General features: G+C 68.6%; 19 protein-coding genes and 1 riboswitch. Of the genes, 6 read left to right on the forward strand and 13 right to left on the reverse strand.

Features of this window, described 5'->3' with window-relative positions; translation table 11 throughout:
* Positions 1 to 20 precede the first annotated feature (20 nt).
* Both K0O62_RS19190 and K0O62_RS19195 read left to right on the forward strand, forming a co-directional pair.
* On the forward strand, positions 21 to 950 hold the full coding sequence (locus tag K0O62_RS19190) for a MetQ/NlpA family ABC transporter substrate-binding protein (RefSeq protein ID WP_073853649.1): 930 nt from the start codon (positions 21 to 23) through the stop codon (positions 948 to 950).
* Entirely contained in the window at positions 947 to 2,365 is a 1,419-nt protein-coding gene (locus K0O62_RS19195) for an LLM class flavin-dependent oxidoreductase (RefSeq protein WP_073853647.1), read from the forward strand. The genes K0O62_RS19190 and K0O62_RS19195 overlap by 4 nt, the downstream gene beginning before the upstream one ends.
* Here the strand turns inward: K0O62_RS19195 and K0O62_RS19200 are convergent, their stop codons facing one another.
* The 6 genes from K0O62_RS19200 to K0O62_RS19225 form a co-directional block, all read right to left on the reverse strand.
* Positions 2,366 to 3,127, reverse strand: coding sequence for an ABC transporter ATP-binding protein (locus tag K0O62_RS19200; protein ID WP_073853645.1), 762 nt, complete (start codon positions 3,125 to 3,127; stop codon positions 2,366 to 2,368). It abuts the gene before it with no gap.
* The gene (locus tag K0O62_RS19205) at positions 3,124 to 4,149 is read right to left on the reverse strand and encodes a FecCD family ABC transporter permease (RefSeq protein WP_073853643.1); all 1,026 of its coding nucleotides are present in this window, start codon (positions 4,147 to 4,149) and stop codon (positions 3,124 to 3,126) included. The genes K0O62_RS19200 and K0O62_RS19205 overlap by 4 nt, the downstream gene beginning before the upstream one ends.
* A complete protein-coding gene (locus K0O62_RS19210) occupies positions 4,146 to 5,159 on the reverse strand; it encodes an ABC transporter substrate-binding protein (RefSeq protein WP_073853641.1) in 1,014 nt (337 codons plus the stop codon). The genes K0O62_RS19205 and K0O62_RS19210 overlap by 4 nt, the downstream gene beginning before the upstream one ends.
* Positions 5,156 to 6,187 carry an ABC transporter substrate-binding protein gene (locus tag K0O62_RS19215; RefSeq protein WP_073853639.1) on the reverse strand — a complete coding sequence of 344 codons (1,032 nt, stop codon included), beginning with the start codon at positions 6,185 to 6,187 and terminating at the stop codon, positions 5,156 to 5,158. The genes K0O62_RS19210 and K0O62_RS19215 overlap by 4 nt, the downstream gene beginning before the upstream one ends.
* A gap of 38 nt (positions 6,188 to 6,225) precedes the next feature.
* Positions 6,226 to 6,368, reverse strand: a riboswitch (cobalamin riboswitch).
* A gap of 6 nt (positions 6,369 to 6,374) precedes the next feature.
* Entirely contained in the window at positions 6,375 to 6,986 is a 612-nt protein-coding gene (locus tag K0O62_RS19220) for a GNAT family N-acetyltransferase (protein ID WP_073853637.1), read from the reverse strand.
* A gap of 10 nt (positions 6,987 to 6,996) precedes the next feature.
* Entirely contained in the window at positions 6,997 to 7,425 is a 429-nt protein-coding gene (locus K0O62_RS19225; RefSeq protein WP_073853635.1) for a CBS domain-containing protein, read from the reverse strand.
* Between the two features lie 125 nt (positions 7,426 to 7,550).
* Between K0O62_RS19225 and K0O62_RS19230 the strand changes: the two genes are divergently transcribed.
* A complete protein-coding gene (locus K0O62_RS19230; RefSeq protein WP_073853633.1) occupies positions 7,551 to 8,411 on the forward strand; it encodes a ribonuclease Z in 861 nt (286 codons plus the stop codon).
* Here K0O62_RS19230 and K0O62_RS19235 read toward each other — a convergent pair.
* The 3 genes from K0O62_RS19235 to K0O62_RS19245 are packed head-to-tail and all read right to left on the reverse strand — an operon-like array spanning position 8,395 to position 11,956.
* Positions 8,395 to 9,234 (reverse strand): transglutaminase family protein, encoded by an 840-nt coding sequence (locus K0O62_RS19235; protein ID WP_073853631.1) that lies wholly within the window; start codon positions 9,232 to 9,234, stop codon positions 8,395 to 8,397. The genes K0O62_RS19230 and K0O62_RS19235 overlap by 17 nt on opposite strands.
* Positions 9,234 to 10,211, reverse strand: a complete 978-nt coding sequence (locus K0O62_RS19240; protein ID WP_073853629.1) for an alpha-E domain-containing protein — start codon at positions 10,209 to 10,211, stop codon at positions 9,234 to 9,236. Before K0O62_RS19240 ends, K0O62_RS19235 begins: the two co-directional genes overlap by 1 nt.
* The gene (locus K0O62_RS19245; RefSeq protein WP_073853627.1) at positions 10,211 to 11,956 is read right to left on the reverse strand and encodes a circularly permuted type 2 ATP-grasp protein; all 1,746 of its coding nucleotides are present in this window, start codon (positions 11,954 to 11,956) and stop codon (positions 10,211 to 10,213) included. Before K0O62_RS19245 ends, K0O62_RS19240 begins: the two co-directional genes overlap by 1 nt.
* Positions 11,957 to 12,097: 141 nt before the next feature.
* Here K0O62_RS19245 and rpsT point away from each other — a divergent pair, with 141 nt between their 5' ends.
* Entirely contained in the window at positions 12,098 to 12,358 is a 261-nt protein-coding gene (gene rpsT / locus K0O62_RS19250) for a 30S ribosomal protein S20 (protein WP_073853625.1), read from the forward strand.
* A 162-nt stretch (positions 12,359 to 12,520) separates the two neighbouring features.
* On the opposite strand, the gene holA is transcribed toward rpsT, so the two are convergent.
* From holA to K0O62_RS19265, 3 genes are read right to left on the reverse strand one after another with little or no spacing between them, the layout of a single operon-like run.
* Positions 12,521 to 13,486, reverse strand: coding sequence for a DNA polymerase III subunit delta (gene holA, locus K0O62_RS19255; protein WP_220045467.1), 966 nt, complete (start codon positions 13,484 to 13,486; stop codon positions 12,521 to 12,523).
* Positions 13,487 to 13,498: 12 nt separating this feature from the next.
* On the reverse strand, positions 13,499 to 15,013 hold the full coding sequence (locus tag K0O62_RS19260) for a ComEC/Rec2 family competence protein (RefSeq protein WP_073853620.1): 1,515 nt from the start codon (positions 15,011 to 15,013) through the stop codon (positions 13,499 to 13,501).
* Between the two features lie 9 nt (positions 15,014 to 15,022).
* Positions 15,023 to 15,844, reverse strand: coding sequence for a ComEA family DNA-binding protein (locus tag K0O62_RS19265; protein WP_073853618.1), 822 nt, complete (start codon positions 15,842 to 15,844; stop codon positions 15,023 to 15,025).
* Positions 15,845 to 16,004: 160 nt separating this feature from the next.
* Between K0O62_RS19265 and K0O62_RS19270 the strand changes: the two genes are divergently transcribed.
* Together K0O62_RS19270 and K0O62_RS19275 are read left to right on the forward strand one after the other, a co-directional pair.
* Positions 16,005 to 17,300, forward strand: a complete 1,296-nt coding sequence (locus tag K0O62_RS19270) for an HNH endonuclease signature motif containing protein (protein ID WP_073853617.1) — start codon at positions 16,005 to 16,007, stop codon at positions 17,298 to 17,300.
* 125 nt (positions 17,301 to 17,425) lie between these two features.
* The gene (locus K0O62_RS19275; protein ID WP_073853616.1) at positions 17,426 to 18,640 is read left to right on the forward strand and encodes an IS110 family RNA-guided transposase; all 1,215 of its coding nucleotides are present in this window, start codon (positions 17,426 to 17,428) and stop codon (positions 18,638 to 18,640) included.
* A gap of 342 nt (positions 18,641 to 18,982) precedes the next feature.
* Here the strand turns inward: K0O62_RS19275 and K0O62_RS19280 are convergent, their stop codons facing one another.
* A complete protein-coding gene (locus K0O62_RS19280) occupies positions 18,983 to 19,384 on the reverse strand; it encodes a DUF6841 family protein (RefSeq protein ID WP_131817364.1) in 402 nt (133 codons plus the stop codon).
* Between the last annotated feature and the right edge of the window lie 13 nt (positions 19,385 to 19,397).

Raw genomic sequence — 19,397 nt, forward strand, 5'->3', positions numbered from 1 at the left:
CCCGAACAGAAGGAAGACCAGTGACAGACCAGAACAACCCGGCCGGCGTCGACATCCAGATCAAGAAGAAGACGCGTTGGCCGTGGGTGGCCGGCGCGGCGGTGGCGGTGGCGGCCGTCGCCGGCGGCATCACCTACGCGCAGGTGTCCAACCAGGACAAGGAATTCGGCACCACCCTGGAGGTCGCCACCTGGAGCACCGACATCGCCGCCGAGAACCTGCTGTCCTACATCGCTGAGAACGTGGCCCCCGATCACGGCATCACCATCAAGCCGGTCCAGATCGACAACCTGATCGAGATCAACCGCGCCGTGGACGCCGGCAACGTGGCCGGCAACTTCTTCGAACACCAGCCGTTCCTGAACGACGCCATCGCCGCCAACGGGTTCGAACTGACCCTGGCCGCACCGACGTTCACCTGGGATCAGGCCACCTACTCGGATAAGTACGACAGCTGGGACGAGGTGCCCGACGGCGCGAAGATCGCCCTGCGTGACGATCCGGCCGGGCAGGCGATCGCACTGCTGGACCTCGCCGAGGCGGGGCAGATCACCTTGAAGCCGGGCAAGACCGACCTCAAGGGCCTGCCGCAGCTTGCCGATGTGGAGTCGAACCCCAAGAACTACGAGTTCATCCAGGTCCCGATCGGTCAGCTGGCGCGCAGCCTCGCCGACGTCGACGCCGTCGTGGTGCACATCTCCGACGTGTACGCCTCCGGCCTGACCGAGGAGCAGATCCTGGACCGCCACCCCGCACCGGTGGGCAGTGAGGGCGGCCTGGTCGTCAGCAACAAGCACCTCGACGACCCGAACGTGCAGAAGCTGATCGCGACGTTCTCCGATCCCAAGATCGCCGAGTTCCTGGAGACCACCGACAACGCCCTGATCCGTGACACGCTCGGCCCGATCGGCGCGACCGAGGACTCCGACACCCCGTCCGCCACGTCATGAGCTCCCCCGTGAAGAAACCCCTCTATTACTCGGCGTTCGTGATGAACACCGCATCCCATGTGCTGCACGGGTTGTGGCGGGCCCCGGAGGCCCAGAACCACAAGTTCAACTCGCTACGGCACTGGACGTCACTGGCCGCCGAGGTCGACCAGGCCGGCTACGACCTGTTGTTCTTCGCCGACGTGTTCGGGCTGCGGGCGCCGTGGAACGGGAACTGGCGCAAGGCCGTCGAGGGCGGAATCCAGATCCCGGTCAACGATCCCTCGGTGCTGGCCTCGGCGCTGGCCGCGGTCACCCAGAACCTCGGCATCGTGTTCACCAGTTCGATCGTGCAGGACCACCCGTTCAACTTCGCACGGCGGATGTCCTCGCTGGACCACTACACCGACGGCCGGCTGGGCTGGAACATCGTCACCAGCTTCAACGCCAACATGTTCCGCAGCTTCGGCCATGACGGCACGCTGGCCCACGACCAGCGCTACGAATGGGCCAACGAGTACGTCGACGTCGCCTACAAGCTGTGGGAAGGTTCCTGGGACGACGACGCACTGGTGCAGGACAAGGAGCGCAGCCTGCACTCCGACCCGTCGAAAATCCACAAGATCAACCACGTCGGTAAGCGTTACAGCGTCGAAGGACCGCATTTCACCTCACCGTCCCCGCAGCGCACCCCGGTGCTGTTCCAGGCCGGTTCCTCCCCTGCGGGCCAGCTGTTCTCGGCCCGCAACGCCGAGGGCGTCTACATCAGCAGCCCGACCCCGGCCGACGCCTACAAGCTGACCAGTGAGACCCGTGCGCTGGCAGCGGCCAACGGCCGCGACCGCCACGACATCACCTTCGCCCAGGGACTGTCCTTCGTGATCGGTGACACCCACGCCGAGGCGGTCCGCCGCAACGACGAGCTCAAGCGGTTCCTGGATCTGGAAGGTATCGCGCTGCACGCGCTCGGCGATGCCGGGGTGGACGCCGGCAACCTGCCGTTGGACACCCCGATCAGCGAGCTCGGCGAGTTCACCGGTATCCAGAGCTTCAAGCGCTGGGCGGCAGAGGTTTCCGGCAACGAGGAGCCGACCATCCGGGACATGGCGTGGGTGCTCGAAGGGGCGAACCGGGTGGTGGGCACGCCGGAGGAGATCGCGGATCGCCTGGAGGAGTGGCGCGAGGCCGGGGTGGACGGCATCAACGTCTACCACGCCACCGTGCCGCAGTCGTTCCGCGAGGTCGCCGACCGTCTCTTCCCGACGCTGCGCGAACGCGGACTGATCGCAGGCGACAAGTCGGGCACGTTGCGGCACAAGCTGCTCGGGCGCGGTGACCGGTTGCCGGACAGCCATCCGGCGGCGCGTTACCGTGGCGCGTTCACCGACAACTCGCTGGCCGACGACGTCGCCGTCCCGGTGGGCACGCCGGTCTGATCACCGTGCGCGGTGCTCGAACCGCACATGCGGCACACCATCGGCCACGCTGACCTGGCACCGCACCCCGTACACCTGCGCGATCAGGTCCTCCGTCAGCACCTGGCCCGGGGTGCCGGCGGCGACCACGGCGCCGCCCGACAGCACCACGAGGTGATCGCAGAACATGGCGGCCAGGTTCAGGTCGTGCAGGGCCACCACCGTGGTGACGTGCAACGTCCGGACCAGGGCCAGGATCTCCAACTGGTGGGCGATATCGAGATGGTTGGTCGGTTCGTCGAGCAACAGATGCTCGGGGTCCTGCGCCAGGGCTCTGGCGATCTGGACCCGCTGCCGTTCGCCCCCGGACAGCGTGTGCCAGAGCCGGTCCGGCATGCCGTCGAGTCCGGTGGCGGTCAGCGCCGCCTCCACGATCCGGGTGCCCTCGCGGTCCCCGCCCATCATGGGCGTGTACGGGATCCGGCCGAGCCGCACCACATCGCGGACCGTGATGTGGAGTTCGGTCTCGTTGTGCTGGGCGACCATGGCCAGCCGCCGAGCGACGCTCCGGCGCGGCATCGTCGCCACCGGCGCCCCGTCGAGGTGCACGGTGCCCGCATCGGGGCGGTCCACCCCGGCAAGCAGTTTCAACAGCGATGACTTGCCGGATCCGTTCGGTCCGAGCAGGCCCACGGTGGCTCCCGGTTCCGGAGCCACCGTGACGCCGTCGAGTACCAGCCTGCCGGAGCGGGTCCACCTGACGTCTCGGGCGTGCAGGCTCACGACGGGATCCCCCGGCGCCGCAAAAGGATCAACGCGAACGCCGGGACACCGATCAGCGCGGTCACCACCCCGGTGGGCAGCTCCTGGGGAGCGAATACGGTGCGGGCCAAAGTGTCCACCCACACCATGAACACCGCACCGAAGATGATCACCGTCGGGAGCAGCCGTCGATGTGCCGGCCCCACCACGAGACGCGCGGCATGCGGCAACACCAGACCGACGAACCCGATCGCCCCGGCCGCGCTGACCAGGGCCGCGGTGATCAGCGCCGTCACAACCAGCAGCACGATCCGCGCCCGCCGCACCGCTACCCCCAGTGCCGCGGCGGCCTCGTCGCCGAACGCGAACGCGTCGAGGGCGCGTGCGTATCCCAGGCAGCAGGCCAGTCCGACCGCGACGACTGCGCTGCAGACCGCGACGTCGGACCAGGACACCCCGGCCAGCGAGCCGAGCAACCAGAACAGCACCCCGCGGGTCTGCTCGGCGTCGGCCGAGGACAGCACGATGAACGAGGTCAACGCCGAGAACAGTTGTGTCGCGGCCACGCCGGCCAGCACCACCCGGTCGGTGCCCCCGCCCGCGGCGTAGGCCAGCAGCAGCACCACCCCGAAGGACATCACCGCGCCGACGAACGCGCCGCCGGACAGCGTCAGTGTGCCCGCCCCCACCCCGAGCACCGCGATCAGCACGGCCCCGGTGGACGCACCCGAAGACACCCCGAGGACGAACGGGTCGGCCAACGGATTGCGGAGCAACGACTGCAGGATCGCGCCGCACAGCGCCAACCCGGCCCCGCACACCGCCGCGAGCAGCACCCGTGGCAGGCGCAACTGCCAGACGATGCCGTCCTGAATCCGGCTGGCGCCCGACGGCCCGGCACCCAGATGCTCGCCGACGATCCCGTAGACATCACGCACCGACAGCGCCGCCGGTCCGATGGTGATCGCCGCGGCGGCCGAGACGACCAGCAGCCCCAGGCCGACCACCCACAGCACGAGCAATGACCGCGAACGGATGATCAATGTTCGGAGGCGAATCCGAATCGGCGCAGACCCTCGGCCAGCTTCTCGGCTCCGTCGACAGTGCGGATCGACGGATTGAGGTCGGCACCGTTGACCACGACGTAGCGCTTCGCCTGGACAGCGGTCAGGCGCGAGGTCACCGGGTTCGACTCCAGGAACTCGATCTTGGCCGCCAGCGCGTCGCCGTCGATGGTGCGCCGGCTCAGGTCGGCCAGGACCAGCACGTCGGGATCACGGTCCGCGATCACCTCCCAGCTGACCTGGGGCCACTCCTCGGTGGTGTCGACGAAGATGTTTCGGGCTCCCACGGTGTCGGTGATCACCCCGGGCGCCCCGCAGCAACCCCCGAAGTACGGTGCCCGGATGTCGGAGAACCAGAACGCCACGTCGACGTCCGCGCTCATCCGACTGGCCTCCATCCGCTGTTGCAACTCGCCGATCAGCGCATCCCCACGCTCGCTGACATCGAATATGCGTGCCAGATCCCGGATTTCACCGTAAATCGCGTCCATCGTCAGCGGTTCGGTGCGCATGCCGTCCGAGTTGGCCGACACCTTGCCGACGCAATCGCTCGGCGCGAGGTAGCTGGGCACGCCCAGATCCTCGAACTGGTCCCGGTCGGCGACACCGCCGGGACCGAGAGTCCCGCTGAACGATGCCGACACGAAGTCGGGGTCGGCATCCAGCACGGTTTCCAATGCCGGTTTGTTGACTGCGAGTTTCGGCACCGTCGCATCGGCCTCGGCGAGGTTCTCGCGGACCGGGTCCGTCCACGTCGCGGTGCCCACCATCCGGTCCGCCAGCCCCAGCGACAGCAGGATCTCGGTGGAGCCCTGGTTCAGGGACACCGCCCGTTGCGGTGGCGCGTCGATCACCACGTCGCGCCCGCAGTTGTGCACGGTGAGCGGGAAGCCCGATGCCACCCCGGGTGGGTCGGCCTCGACGGCGGACTGTCCACAGCCCACCAGCGTCAGCACCGCTGCCGCAGCGAGAATCCGGCGCCCGATCATTTGGTCTGCCCCGTCTGGTTCAGGGCGGCGAATCCTTCGGCAAGTTTCTCGACGGCGTCGATCTGCCGGATACCCGGGTCCAGTTCCGAACCGGTCAGCACCACATAGCGCCGGTCACGCACCGCCGACATGTTGCGGGTCACCGGATTGGTCTCCAAGAACTGGATTTTGGTGTCCAGCGCATCGCCGTCGATGCGTTTGCGACTCAGGTCGGCCAGCACCAGCACGTCGGGATCGCGGTCGGCCAGAGCCTCCCAGCTGATCTCGGGCCAATCCTCGCGAGCATCGGCGAAGACGTTGGTCACGCCGACCTCGCGGGCGTACAGGCCCGGGGCCGAGCAGCACCCGGCCAGGTACGGGGTCCGCACCCCGGAGAACCAGAACGCCACGGTCCCATCCTGATGCGCGACCTCCGGCGCGTCGGCCAATCGTCTCTTCAGGTCGTCGACCAGCTGAGCACCACGGTCCGCCACATCGAAAATCTGTGCCAGCTCGGTGATTTCACGGAACAGCGTGTCCATTTCCAGGGGTCCGGTCCGGGTGACCGTCTCCCCCTCGACCACCGCATCGGTGCACACCGACGGCGACTGGTAGGTGGGGATGCCGAGTTCAGCGAGCCGGGCCCGGTCGCCGACCACCGCGGGGGTGAAGGTGTGGGCGCTCGCCGAGGTGATCAGGTCGGGCTCGGTGTCCAGTACCGCTTCCAGGCTGGGATCGTTGTCCGCCAGCCGCGGTACGCGGGCGTTGTCGGCGGCCAGTGCCGGAAGCACCGGGTCGAACCAGGTCGAGCTGCCCACCATCCGGTCGGCCAGTCCCAGCGAGAGCAGGATCTCGGTCGAGGCTTGATACAGCGAGACCGCGCGCGTCGGCGCATGCTCGAATGTGACCTCCACCCCGCAGTTCTGCAGGGTCAGCGGATAGCTGGTGCCTCCGGAGCCGTCGGTCTGCGGCGGCGGTGCCGCCGTGTCGGTTCGGCCACATGCGGTGACCAGGAGTGCGAGGGATACAAGCGTGATGAATGCACGCACGGCGGAACTTCCTTCGGTATGGGCTCAGGCGCGGAGCCATCAACGGTTCACCGGCCGCAGGCATTCGGACTCGGAGGCCATGTCGGGAATGGCAGGCCCCATACCGTTGCGCGTCAGTTCCGGGTTCTCACCGGATTCCCCTGCAGGTCAGCTCCCGCACTCTACCGCGAGTCCCACCGCGACAGATTCACCGTGGCCGCCGCCACATGGGATACATGACCGGGCCGCCGTCCGGCAGGGCGATCTCGCCGGTGACCTCGAAGCCGAATCGGCGGTAGTAACCGATGTTGTCCGGGTTGCTCGACTCCAGGTATGCCGGTGCGTGTTCCGCGTCGCACCGGTCGAGGCGAGACCGCATCAGCGCCTGGCCGAGACCGGTGCCGCGCACCTGCGGGTCGCTGCCGATCACCGCGAGGTACCAGTGGGGTCCCTCCGGGTGGTGACGCTTCATCAGGTCGGTGATCCGCAGCCCGCGGCGCACCGCGGTACCGAAGGTGCGCAGCATGCTCGGCGCGGCCCGCAGCTGTTCGCCGGTGGTGTGCCGCCACTGGCCCGGCGGATCCCACAGCGCCGCAGCGCCGATCACCGCAGTCCCGGTCGCGGCGACCTCCACGCCGCCGCGGGACAGGTGGTGATGACGGGTCATCGCGGCGAACAACTTGTGCAGCTTGCGCTCGCGCGCTCGCGCGTCGGGCAGCAGCCAGCTCATCACCGGATCGTCGTGGAAGGCTCGTCCCAGCACGCGGGACAGTGCAGCGGTGTCGCCCGGCGTCGCGGGCCGTACGTCAGGGGCGCTCATCGGCGTCCATTCAGCCTTGTGTGATGTACGCCTGCAAGTGCTCCGTGCTGGACTCCAACTCCTGCATGCGGGTCTTGACCACGTCACCGATGCTGACGATGCCGGCCAGCCGGCCGTCCGCGATGACCGGAATGTGCCGCACCCGGTTGTGCGTCATCGCGGCGCTGAGGCTGTCCACGGTGTCCTCCGGCGAGCAGAACACCAGGTGCTTGGTCATGATCTCGCTGACCGGCCGGGTCAGCAGATCGGCGCCCAATTCGTGCAGCTTGTGCACCACATCACGCTCGGACACGATGCCGACCGGCCCCTCGGGCCCGACCACCACCATGGCCCCGATGTTGCGGTCCACCAGGCCGGCGAGGAACACGGCCACCGAGGTGTCCGGGGTGGTCGTCGTGACGGCCGCGCCCTTTGCCTTCAGAACGTCGGCGATACGCATGACAGCCTCCGGAAACAGAATGTGATGTCGAACACACCCAGGCTACGTCGTATCGGCTTCGGATCCCTACCGGTTTGCCCGAATATCCACCGACGCGGGCCGGTGGGCGCGTATATGTGTGAGCCATGATCGAGGTGACCCTGCTGGGCACGGGCAGTCCCATCCCCGACCCCGACCGGGCCGGCCCGTCGACGCTGATCCGCGCGGGCGGACAGACATTTCTCGTCGACTGCGGACGCGGAGTGCTGCAGCGGCTCGCGGCCGCCGGGTCCGGCGCCAATCAGCTGACCGCGCTGCTGTTGACGCACCTGCACAGTGATCACATCGCCGATCTCGGCGACGTGATCATCACCCGCTGGGTCACCACCTTCACGCCGGACCCGGTGCCGCTGCAGATCATCGGCCCGCCGGGCACCGCACAGGTGGTGGACGCCATGCTCGCCGCCTTCGGCCACGACATCGGCTACCGCATCGCCCATCACGCCGATCTCACCGCGCCACCGGCCGTGCAGGTCCACGAGTACACCGACGGCGAGGTGTGGGCGCTGGACGGGGTCCGGGTGCTGGCCGCACCGACCGATCACCGACCGGTGGCGCCCACCATCGGCTTCCGCGTCGAGCACGCCGGCGCGTCGGTGGTGCTGGCCGGCGACACCGTGCCGTGCCAGACCCTGGACGCGCTCACGGCCGGCGCAGGAGCATTGGTGCACACCGCGATCCGCCACGACCTCGTCGAGGCCGTTGGGCTGCAGCGCATCCGCGACATCTGCGACTACCACTCCACGGTGCAGCAGGCCGCCGACACCGCCGCCCGCGCCGGGGTCGGCATCCTGATCCTCACCCACTATGTGCCCAGCCCCGCACCCGGACAGTACGACGAGTGGCGGGCCCTGGCGGCCGGCATCTTCGACCGTCAGATCGAACTGGGCGACGACCTGCACCGGGTGCAGGTGCATCCCGGGGTCGGGGTCAGGCCAGCCGGGTGATCTCCACGACGACATCGAGATCGGTGGACCCCTCGCCGGAGTAGATCCCCTTCAGCGGTGTGACATCGGCGTAGTCGCGGCCCACCCCGACGCTGATGTACTGCTCGTTGATGTCCTTGTCATTGGTCGGGTCGTAATGCCACCACTCCCCGGTCCAGGCCTGGATCCAGGCGTGACTCTGCCCTTCGATGGTGTCCCCCACCTCGGCGGAGCGCTCCGGATGCAGGTACCCCGACACATATCGCGCCGGAATTCCCATGCCACGCAGCACGATCAGGGTGAGGTGCGCGAAGTCCTGGCAGACACCCTTGCCCTCGCGCAGCGCATCCAGACCCGATGAGTGCACACCGGTGGTCCCGGGCACGTATTGCAGTTCACTGTGTACCCACCGCGCCGCCTCGATGACGGCCTCGTGCGGTTCGTGCTCCTTGGCAATCTGCCGGGCGACCCGTTCCAGTCGTTTACTGGCCGGCGTGTACAGCGTCGGGGTGAGGAACTCGTCGAAGCGGTCGATCACCGCCTCGGACTTGAGGTCTGCCCAGGAGACCGAGGACTCCGGGGGCGCGGCCTCCTCGGTCTCCACCACCGAGGACGCGGTCACCTCCAGTTCCGTGTGCGGGGCGTGCAGGTCGAAGGTGGTCACCGCGGTGCCCCAGTAGTCGACATAGCGGTACTGCCGGGTCGCCGGCACGGTTTCCACCCGGTTGAGGATCACGTTCTGCCGCGAATCCGAGCGCGGCGTCAGGCGCGCCTCGTTGAATGACGCTGTCACCGGCGATTTGTACGCATAGCCCGTCGCGTGGACCACCCGCATCCGCCACATCAGATCTCTCCCTCTTCGATCACCGAATCGCCGGTACGGCCGGCGTCCGTCCAGGCCACCCACGGAGCCGAGTGGAAGTACTGCAGTGCCAACGCATCACTGACCTGAATGCAGGTCTGCTGCAGCGCGGCCAGCTGATCCTCCAACGACTCCAGCAGCGCGCCGGGCGGGAGGAACTCCAGCTCGCTGCGCGCCCTGCCGAGCAGTCGCTGGGCTTCGGCCGTCGAACCGACCCGGTTGTGCCTGCGGTGCAGCAGTTCGTCGAGACTGTGCTCGGCCAGCCGCAGTGAGTAGAAGACCGAGCGCGGGAAAAGCCGGTCCAGCAAGAGGAATTCGACGACCCGGCTGGCGTCCAGCACGCCGCGATAGGTCCGCAGGTAGGTGTCATGGGCACCCGCGGATCTCAGCACCGTCACCCAGGCCGGTGACGATCCGCTGTCTCCGACGCGAGACAGCAGCATGCGCACCGTCATGTCCACGCGCTCGATGGCCCGGCCGAGCACCATGAAGCGGTAGCCGTCGTCACGGGACAACGTCGAATCGGCCAGACCGGCGAACATCGCCGCCCGGCCCTCGATGTAGGCCAGGAACTCGTGCGGGCCCAGCTTGCGGGCCGCCCGTTCCCGCTCGGCGAGCGCGTTGTAGGTGGTGTTCAGGCACTCCCACATCTCGGTCGAGGTCACTTCGCGGGCACCGCGGGCGTTCTCCCGGGCCGCGGTGATCGACTCGACGATCGAGCAGCCTCCGGTGGTGTCCCGGCCGAACGCGACCAGATCGGTCAGCGACCACACGTCCAGCTGATGATCGGGCGGCTCGATGTCGAGCACCCGCAGCAGCACCCGGGAGGTCTGGTCCGGGTCCACGCTGGAGTCTTCGAGAAGTTGATGGACCACCACGTCGAGGATGCGGGCGGTGTCGTCGGCGCGCTCCACGTAGCGGCCGATCCAGTACAGCGATTCCGCGTTGCGTGCCAACATCAGTCGACCACCACCTGTTGTTGCTGCTGCTGTTGTTGCTCGGTGGAGGAGCGCACCTCGCGGCTCTGCTGGTGCTGCGAGGACGTCACGCCGTCCCCGCGGGCTTCCCGGGCGGCCTTGCCGCGGGAAACCTTTTCGGCGACCGAGGGTTTCCCGGTCTTCGGGGCGTCCGGCAGGGACCGCACCACCTCGGCGGCGGCCAGCTCACGGTCGGCGGCCGACGTCCGCGAGGCCAGCACCCAGGTGTCCTTGGATCCGCCGCCCTGACTGGAGTTCACCACCAGCGACCCTTCCGGCAGCGCCACCCGGGTCAGTCCGCCGGGCAGCACCCACACGTCGTCGCCGTCGTTGACGGCGAACGGGCGCAGGTCCACATGGCGGGGCACCAACTGGTCGCCCACCTTGGTGGGCACCGTGGACAGTTGCACGACGGGCTGGGCGATCCAGCCGCGCGGATCGGCGCGGATCTTCTTGGTGATCGCCGCGAGTTCCTTCGGGGAGGCCTCGGGTCCGAACACGATGCCGTAGCCGCCGGATCCCTCGACCGGCTTGATCACCAGTTCGTCGACCCGGTCCAGGACGGCCTCGCGCTCGTCGTCCAGCCAGCAGCGGTAGGTGTCGACGTTGGCCAGCAGCGGCTTCTCCCCGAGGTAGTACTGGATGATGGTCGGCACGTAGGTGTAGACCAGTTTGTCGTCGCCGACCCCATTGCCGATGGCGCTGGAGATCACCACGTTGCCGGCGCGTGCCGCGTTGAGCACCCCGGCCACCCCGAGCACCGAATCCGGTTTGAACTGCATCGGGTCCAGGTAGTCGTCGTCGATGCGGCGGTAGATGACGTCGACCTGACGCTCGCCCTCGGTGGTGCGCATGTAGACGGTGTTGTCACGGCAGAACAGGTCCCGGCCCTCGACGAGTTCTACGCCCATCTGCCGGGCCAGCAGCGAATGCTCGAAGTACGCCGAGTTGTAGACACCCGGGGTGAGCACGACGACGGTCGGGTCGGCCTCGTTGGTGGCCGCGGCCTTGCGCAGCGCGCGCAGCAGATGCGAGGAGTAATCCCCCACCGCGCGCACCCGGTGCGAGGCGAACAGGTTCGGGAACACCCGCGCCATGGTGCGCCGGTTCTCCATCACGTAGGACACCCCGGACGGCGAACGCAGATTATCCTCCAGGACCCGGAAGGTGCCGTGCTCATCGCGGACCAGGTCGATGCCGGCGACGTGGATGCGCACCCCGTTGGGCGGGACGATGCCGACGGCCTCACGGTGAAAGTGCTCACACGAGGTGACCAGGCGCCGCGGGATGACACCGTCGCGCAGGATCTCCTGCTCGCCGTAGATGTCGTCGAGGTACATCTCGAGCGCCTTGACCCGCTGTGCGATGCCCTTCTCCAGCCGGGACCACTCGGCCGCCGAGATCACCCGGGGCACCAGGTCCAGCGGGAACGGGCGTTCCTGCCCGGACAACGAGAAGGTGATGCCCTGGTCGATGAATGCGCGCCCCAGCGCATCGGTGCGGGCTTCCAGCTCCTCGGCGTCCGACGGGGACAGTTCGGCGAAGATGCCCTTGTAGGGGGCGCGAACGTTGCCTTCGGCGTCGAACATCTCGTCGAAGGCGCCCGAATAGCTGCCCAGATCGTTGTATCCGTCGAAGATCCCCACACGGCGTTTGGCGGCACGCGATTTGGGCCGCGTCGGGCGGGCGGACTCGGTGGGCAGGGTTCGTAGACTCACCGGTGCCATGCTGCCGTACGTCCGGCATTTCGGCAGGCCAGTCCCTCCGCTTTGGGCTATCGGCGCCTGCGCTGGTAACCTGAACAACCGCTGCCCGTTGTCGGGCCCAGACTTACGTACCCAACCGACGTTTACGAAGGAACTACACGCGTGGCCAACATCAAGTCGCAGGAAAAGCGCATCAAGACCAACGAGCGCCGTCGACTGCGCAACCAGTCCGTCAAGTCGTCGCTGCGCACGGCTGTCCGCGGGCTCCGCGAGGCCATCGAAGCCGGCGAGAAGGACAAGGCGGGCGAACTGCTGGTCGCCACCAACCGCAAGCTGGACAAGGCTGCCAGCGCGGGCGTCATCCACAAGAACCAGGCCGCGAACAAGAAGTCCGCGCTGAGCCTGGCTGTCAACAAGCTCTGATTCTTCTCGCACACCCGCGCGGCGACGATATCCGGTCACGCGCGGGTTTTTGCGTGTCCGGGTACGGGCGTACCCGATTCGATGCTCTCCCCCGGAGAGGCCCATCTGACGCCTACGCGTCGGGGGTCATGTGACGCCTACGCGCCGGGACCCATCTGACGCCTACGCGTCGGAAGCCAGCTGGGCAACCTTGCGCACCGCCGACTCCAGTGCATAGTCCGCATCGGCGGCCGCGCCCTTGACGTCGGCGTTGAGCGCCGCCACCACCCGCAGCGCCTCGGCAATCCGGTCCCTCGACCAGCGCCGCGACTGCTTCTGTGCCTTCTGGATCCGCCACGGCGGCATGCCGAGCTCCCCGGCCAACCGGTACGGGTCGCCCTGCACCGGACCGACTCGGGCAATGGTGTGCACGGCCTCGGCCAGCGCGTCGGCGAGCACCACGTGCGGCTCTCCGCTGAGCATCGCCCAGCGCAGCGCCTCGGCCGCCCCCGCAACATCGCCGAGCACCGCCTTGTCGGCGATGTCGAAGCCCTTCACCTCGGCCCTGCCCTGGTGATACTGGCCCACCGCGGCCGCGGTGACCGCACCGTCGGTGTCGGCGACCAGCTGTGAGCAGACCGCCGCGAGCTCACGGATGTCGGAGCCGACCGAGTCGAGGATCACGGCCACCGTATCGTCGTCCACCTTGACCTTCAGGGCGCGGAACTCGCGGCGCACGAAGTCGGCCTTCTCCGCTGCCTTGGCGATCTTGGCGCACTGATGGACCTTGGCGCCGAGCTTCTTGAGCTGATCGGCCATCGCCTTGGCCCGGCCCCCGCCGGAGTGCACCACCACCAGGTGGGTGCCCGGCGGCAGGTCGGCGGCCGAACTGACGATCAGGGCCGCAGCGTCCTTGCCGGCCTCCCCCGCAGCCTCCAGCACAACCACCCGCTCGTCGGCGAACAGCGACGGGCTCAGCAGTTCGGCGAGTTCACTGGTGCTGACCTCGCCGGCCCGCAGCCGGTCCACCGGCACGTCGGCGGTGCCCGCTTGTTTACGGGCCGCACGAAGCACGCCGGCCACCGCGCGCTCGACGAGCAGTTCCTCGTCGCCGAGGACGAGATGCAGGGCCCCGGTGTCTTCGGTCACCGGACAATCGTTTCACGCCGACCCGACAATCCCCGACAGGGTCCACGCCACCAGGACGCAGACCCCGGCGCCGCACAGCAGTCGCGCCCACCGCCATCGCCAGGCCACCACCACCGCCACGGTCACCGCGGCGACCAAGGTCACACCCATGACACCGGAGGGCACGGTGATCGACGCACCCGGCACCGCCGCGATCCGCTGGGACACCGCCAAAAGCCACCACAGCTCGGGCCCGGTGAACCGGATCAACATCCCCGCCCCCACCGGCCAGCACGCGGACAACGCCGCCGAAGCCGTACCGATCACCGTGATCGGCGGGATGACCACGGCGACGAGCAGATTGGCCAGGACGGCGAGCACACTGAACCGGCCCGAGATCCCGGCGATCAGCGGGGCGGTGACCACTTGGGCGGCCAGCGCGATACTCACCGCGTCCCCGAGCGGTTTCGGCCAGCCACGTTGCACCAGCCACCCCGACCACACCGGGGCGATGACCACCAACGCCGCGGTCGCCACCACGGACAGCGCGAAACCGGCATCGACGGCCAACTGCGGCGCCACCACCATCAGCGTGAGCACACTCGCCGAGAGCACCGGGATCGCCTGCCGACGGCGGTGCGTCAGCACGGCGAGCAGGGCGATCCCACCCATCAGCGCGGCGCGCAGCACGCTGGCCGATGGCTCCACCACGATGACGAACCCGATCAGCACCGCCAGCGCCAGCACTGCCGCCAGCCGCGGACCCACCAGCGCCGCCGACATGAGTGCGGTCCCGCACACGATGGTGACGTTGGCGCCGGATACCGCGGTCAGATGCGTCAAGCCCGCGACCTTGAAATCGTCTGCGGCCCTGGCCGTCACCGCCGAGGTGTCACCGAGCACCAGTGCGGGCAGCATCGCAGCCCGGTCGGCGGGCAGCACCTCGCGGGCCGTCTCGGCGAACTCGGCGCGGATATGCCCGGTCAGCCGACGCGCCGCCGGGACGTCCCCCAGCGCCGGCTCGCCGATGGCGGTGAGCACCGCGACGCTGAGATCTGCGCGCAGTGGACGGCCGATGCGGGCCCGAAACCCCGCGGGGCGGCCCACGGACAGCCCGGCGAAGCCCGTCACCGGCGCGAACACCAGCACCATGCCGGTCAGCTCCGCACCGTCGAGTTCGCGCAGCCCGGCGCGAAACATGATGCGCCCACGCCCAATCGAGCGCGGTGATTCGGTGGGCACCACGCTGACGGTGGCGGTATCGCCGTGCCGGGCAGCGATCGGATGGTGGCGGGCGTCGTGGGACCGCAGCGCTATCGACAACCCGAACGCCGTGCCCACCACCGCGACGGCGGCCACACCCGCGACGCCCAGCCCGATCCCGTGGCGCGCACACCACCGTCCAGCCAGCACCGTCGCCGCGAGGGCGCCGAGCGCCACCACGACCAGGAACCCCGGGGGCCAGACGATGCCCGCCGCGGTCACCACCCAGCTGGTCAGTGCGGCGGGCACCAGCCGGATATCGACGTGGCGTTCTTCGGGATTCACACTCACGATTCACGCGACGACCAGGTCTCGGAGCTTGTCCAGTCGGGCCGGGCCGATACCGTCGACCTCGCTGAGCTGGTCGACACTGGTGAAGTGACCGTGCGCCTCCCGCCACGCGATGATCGCCGCCGCGGTGACCGGCCCCACCCCGGGCAGCGCGTCGAGGTCCTGGGCGGTTGCGGTGTTCAGGTCGACCGGCCCGTTCGGTGCCGCATTCGGCGCCTGCCCCGACTTCGGTGCGGCCGTCGAATTCGGTTCGGCGGGTCCGGCCGAGCTGACCGAACTACCCATCGGCGACGGCGATCCCGGTGGGGCGGCGAGCCCGACGATGATCTGTTCGCCGTCGACGACACGCCGCGCCAGATTCAGACCCACGAGATCGGCCCCGTCCACGGCGCCGCCGGCGGCCTCCAGCGCGTCGGCGATCCGCGCACCGGCAGTGACGGTCACCAGTCCGGGTGTGTGCACCAGCCCGACCACGCTGACCACCACCGGCCCGTCCGGTGGCTGCGGCGGGGACGGCGTCGCGCTCGCGGAGGAAACCATCTGGACGGCAGGCAGATTCGCCGCCGACACCGGCGGCCGGGAATCCCGCATCACGGTGAACACCGTTACCAGCACGGCGATCACCCCGACCGCGAGCAGCGCCATGACTCCGGCCCGGCCGGGGTCGGCCCGCAGCCCGGCGAGCCAGTCTTTGGCGGTGCGCTCCCCGGTATCGGGCAGCCAGCGGGCCAGCACGGTGTCCGCGTCCTCGTCGGCGTCGTTCCCGGGGTCCCGGTCGGTGCCGATGCGCCGCGACAGGCGTTGCGCGGGCGATTCGGTGTCCATGAGCCGACGGTAGGCAGCCGACCCGACTGCTCGGTCTCGTCACGGCACCCGGCGTTGGGAATTGTGGATGAATCGGCGACTGTGGATAACTCTGTCCTGAGGGGGCCGAGACCGACCCAGCGCGTCATGGCTTGTCGGACCTCCGGGCGAGAGTGTTGTCATGCCACCTCCGACAACACCGTTCGCCGAGAACTTCGTCGAACCACGGCTGGATGTGCTGTTCGCGGAGATCGCGGAGCTGACCGGGCAGCGCAATGCCATCGATGGTCGGTTGGTGGAGATCATCGCCGAGATCGACGGCAGAGGTGCGGCCGACGGCAACGCGCTGTGGGGTGCCACCGGATGCCGTTCGATCGAGGCCCTGGTCGCATGGAAGGCCGGGGTGACACCGCGCAACGCCGCGACCATGGTCGCGGTCGCCCACCGCCTCGATGAGTTGCCGCGTCTGGCAGAAGGATTGCGCGCGGGCCGGTTGTCCCTGGACCGGGTCGCGGTGATCGCCGAACGCGCCGCCGAAGGCTGCGATGACCACTATGCGAATCTGGTGCAGTACGCCACGGTGACCCAGCTGCGCACCGCGGTCAAGATGGAGCCCCGCCCCGAACCCGAGACCAAGCCCGAACCCAAGCGCGGGATCAGCTCCTATGACGGTGACGGGTACACCACCTACAAGATCCGGCTCCCCAAGCTCGACGCCGCGAAATTCGACGCCGCGCTGGCCTCACACAAGGACGCGTTGGTCGCGGACTGGAAACGGCACCACGACGACCCCGGTGCCGAGGCGTCCGATCAGGCGCCGCCGTTCCCGGACACCGTCGATGCGTTCATGAGCCTGATCGAGGCCGGCTGGGACACCGATGTCGCCGCGCGCCCGCACGGCGCGCACACCACGGTGGTGGCGCACGTCGACCTGGACCGCCACGCCGACAAGCCGGTCGCCGCCCTGCATCTGGGAGCCGCCCTCACCGATGAGGAACGCCGCTACCTGCTCTGCGACGCGACCTGCGAGGTGTGGTTCGAACGGCGCGGCACCCCGATCGGGGCCGGGCGGACCACCCGCACCATCAGCCGCCGGTTACGCCGCGCCCTGGAGTACCGGGACAAGACCTGTGTGGTGCCCGGCTGCGGGGCCACCCGCGGTCTGCACGCCCATCACCTCGTGCACTGGGAGAACGGCGGGGCTACCGAGCTCTCAAATCTGGTGCTGCTGTGCCCGTTTCACCACCGCGCACACCACCGCGGTGATATCACCCTCACCGGGCCCGCCGACCGGCTGGTGGTCACCGACAAAGACGGACAACCCCTGACCGGTGCGGCACTGGCCCGCCCACCGACCACCCCGCCCCCGGATGTGGCGCCCTGCAAAGGACCACTGGGCGAACGCGCCCAATGGTGGTGGTACACCCCCTACGAGCCGCAGCCACTGCCCGGCGGCCAGAGCGCACGCCCCCGCTGATATAGATCGAGTTGGTCCTTCTCAAATGCCTCCGGAGGTGTCAGGAAGGGATCTGTAACTGATTCCTTTTCGGGGTCCGCGTGTTGACGCACGTGGACCTCCTGACACACCCCGGAGGTGTTGTTGTGTCTGTGCATGTAGCTCCAGTCACGTCTTCCACGATCGTCGTTGCCGTCGATGTCGGCAAGACCTCAGCAGTGCTTTCGGTGACCGACGCGGCTCGCCATCGGCTGCTCGCGCCGTCGGAATTCGCGATGACCGGGTCGGGTTTGACCTCCGCGGCGGCTCGCGCGATGGCTGCCGCACCTGCAGCGGTGCAGGTCAAGGTGGGCGTGGAGGCGGCCGGCCACTATCACCGACCGGTGCTCGACTTTCGATGGCCCGATGGGTGGGAAGTATTGGAACTCAATCCCGCTCAGGTCGCCGAGCAGCGTCGCGTGCAGGGACGGCGCAGGATCAAGACCGACGTGATCGACCTGGAGGCGATCACCGAGCTGGTGCTGGCCGGGTACGGACGCCCGGTCACCGATCGTGATGTCGTGATCGGTCAGATCAGCGCCTGGGCGGTGCATCGGAGCCGGCGGGTAGCCACGCGTAGCGCGACGAAGAATCAGCTGCTCGGGCAGTTGGACCGGGCGTTTCCCGGACTGACCTTGGCTCTGCCCGACGTACTGGCCACCAAGATTGGCCGGCTGGTGGCCGCCGAGTTCGCTGACCCGGCACGCCTGGCCGGGCTCGGGGTCAACCGGTTGATCCGCTTCGCCGCGACCCGCGACCTGCAACTGCGTCGCCCCGTCGCTGAGCGGCTGGTCGCCGCGGCCCGCGATGCGCTACCGACCCGCGACGCCGTGATCTCGCGCCGGATACTGGCTGCTGACCTGGTGTTGCTGGGCGATCTGGACGATCAGATCACCGTCGCGGAGACCGCGCTGGCATCACTGCTGCCGCGCAGCCCGTACGCGACGTTGACTTCGGTGCCGGGCTGGGCAGTGGTACGAGTATCCAATTATGCTGCTGCCCTTGGTGATCCGAAACGCTGGCCGGGACCCAGGCAGATCTACCGCGCGTCGGGGCTATCGCCGATGCAGTACGAATCGGCTCACAAGCGTCGCGACGGCGCCATCAGCCGTGAAGGCAGCGTCGCACTGCGCCGCGCCTTGATCGACCTCGGTATCGGACTGTGGCTCAACGAGCCGGCCGCCAAGAACTACGCCCACGGACTCAAAGATCGCGGCAAGCCTGGCGGCATCGTCGCCTGCGCGTTGGCCCATCGTGCTAACCGCATCGCCCACGCACTCGTGCGCGACCATGCCACCTACGAGCCGACCCGCTGGGCCTAGATGCCCACCGTACCCACCCCCGGCGAAAGGACCGACCAGACCCTTCCACAACCCCCGTCGGTAGTGCCACGCTATGAGGACGGGACGAAGGGCCGGATCAGATGCCGTCCCCGCTATGGCGGACCCAGCCGGGTCACGCCGAGGCTAGCTTGGCACCCGGCCCTCCGCCTCCACGGCAGCCCGAACGACGCCAGATAACCCACCGAGGTTGTATACGTCAGCGTGGGCGCCAGGCACCCGCCCCCGACCCCGCAGCTACCACCGACAGCACGAAATCACGCCCCGGCTTGGGGCGTCGGCCCACCACGGGCCTCCAACACCCTTGACTCGCCCTACAGCCAGCTAGTCGCCGTGCGAGGCGAGGACCGCGATCTGGGCGCCGTCGGATCCGTCGACCAGCAGGTAGGTCACCGCGACCCGGCCCAGCTCCGCGCCGTCGACATCGTGGCGGACGAACACCCCGCGATACACGGCCGAGGACGCGTTCAGCCCGGTTACCTCGGCACTGATCAGTCCCGTGGACCGATAGCGCTGTGCACGCAGAACATCAATCTGCCCCTGCATCACCGCGGCCAGCTCATCGCGGGTGGCCAGACTGAGCACGCCTTCATCGGTGGTGAGCAGAAGCGGCACGGCGTAGCAGTCCAACAACTCGGCCACCGGCCGGTCGCCGCGGGCGGCCGCGGCGAAGATGTCCAGGTAATCGTCGAACCAGCGCCGCACCGCGCCGGTATCCATAGCCATGGTGGCATCATTT

This window comes from Mycolicibacterium diernhoferi (assembly GCF_019456655.1).
GTDB lineage: Bacteria > Actinomycetota > Actinomycetes > Mycobacteriales > Mycobacteriaceae > Mycobacterium > Mycobacterium diernhoferi.